Origin of the sequence: Rhizobium sp. FKY42, from assembly GCF_005222835.1 — a bacterium.
Taxonomy (GTDB): Bacteria; Pseudomonadota; Alphaproteobacteria; order Rhizobiales; family Rhizobiaceae; genus Neorhizobium.
This window is the reverse complement of record NZ_STGA01000049.1, coordinates 1-938: the sequence shown is the minus strand read 5'-3', so window position 1 is coordinate 938 and position 938 is coordinate 1. Positions and strand designations below refer to the sequence as shown.

At 54.6% G+C, this 938-nt stretch carries 1 protein-coding gene and 1 pseudogene; both read left to right on the top strand.

The genetic code is table 11. From position 1 onward, the window contains the following. Positions 1 to 158: pseudogene (locus tag E8M78_RS23910) on the top strand (HlyD family type I secretion periplasmic adaptor subunit); the annotation flags it as partial. Positions 159 to 310: 152 nt separating this feature from the next. Then, on the top strand, positions 311 to 865 hold the full coding sequence (locus E8M78_RS18555) for a recombinase family protein (protein ID WP_137136471.1): 555 nt from the start codon (positions 311 to 313) through the stop codon (positions 863 to 865). The last annotated feature ends 73 nt before the right edge of the window (positions 866 to 938 follow it).

Genomic DNA, 938 nt, shown 5'->3' with positions numbered 1-938 from the left:
TCCATATTTCTCCTGATGAGCTGGCTCGTCTGGGCAACATGCCGCTTCTGGCGGGCATGCCCGTCGAGGCCTTTATCCAGACGGGAGAGCGCGCTGCACTTTCCTATCTTGTGAAACCCCTCGCCGACCAGATCGCAAGGGCCATGCGTGAGGAGTGAGGCCAGATTTTGATGGATAATGCTTCGACTGCTCCATTTAGGTATACCTCCTGAGACAATCTTCGTGAGACGCAAATCAGTGTATCATTTGGGTTGATTTTGCAGTTATGAGACGCTACCGATTGAAGGTCCAGAACCTAATGAGACGTTTCATGGCTATTTACGGGTATGCGCAGGTCAGCACCATTGATCAGGATCTGGCGATCCAAGAGGCAGCTCTGAAGGCGGCCGGTTGCACGGTCATCCGGGCGGAAAAGAAATCCGGATCGAGCAAGCAGGATCGGAAGGAACTTAACACGCTTCTGGAATTCATGCGTGACGGCGACAGCCTGGTCGTAACACGGGTCGATCGGCTGGCGCGGTCAGTTGGGGATCTGCAAGACATCGTATGGCTGCTCAAGCAGAAAGGGGTGACGCTGAAAGCGACAGAACAGCCGATCGACACCAGCTCAGCGGCCGGCAAAGCTTTCCTTGATATGCTCGGGGTGTTTGCTGAGTTCGAGACGAACCTTCGTAGAGAACGACAGATGGAAGGCATCGCCGCAGCAAAAAGCAGAGGGGTCTACAAAGGCAGGAGGCCCCATGTTGATGTTGCTGAGATCCGCCGACTGAAAATCGACGGAATGGGACCAACAGAGATTGCCAAGACGCTGAACATTGGTCGGGCGAGCGTGTACCGCACCCTTAGAGAAGCCGCATCATCATAGGGCGAGATGGCCGCTTTTCAGATGGTGACAATCCCGCACAGGAGCCGCACCTGCAAAGTCGCAATCTATAGCT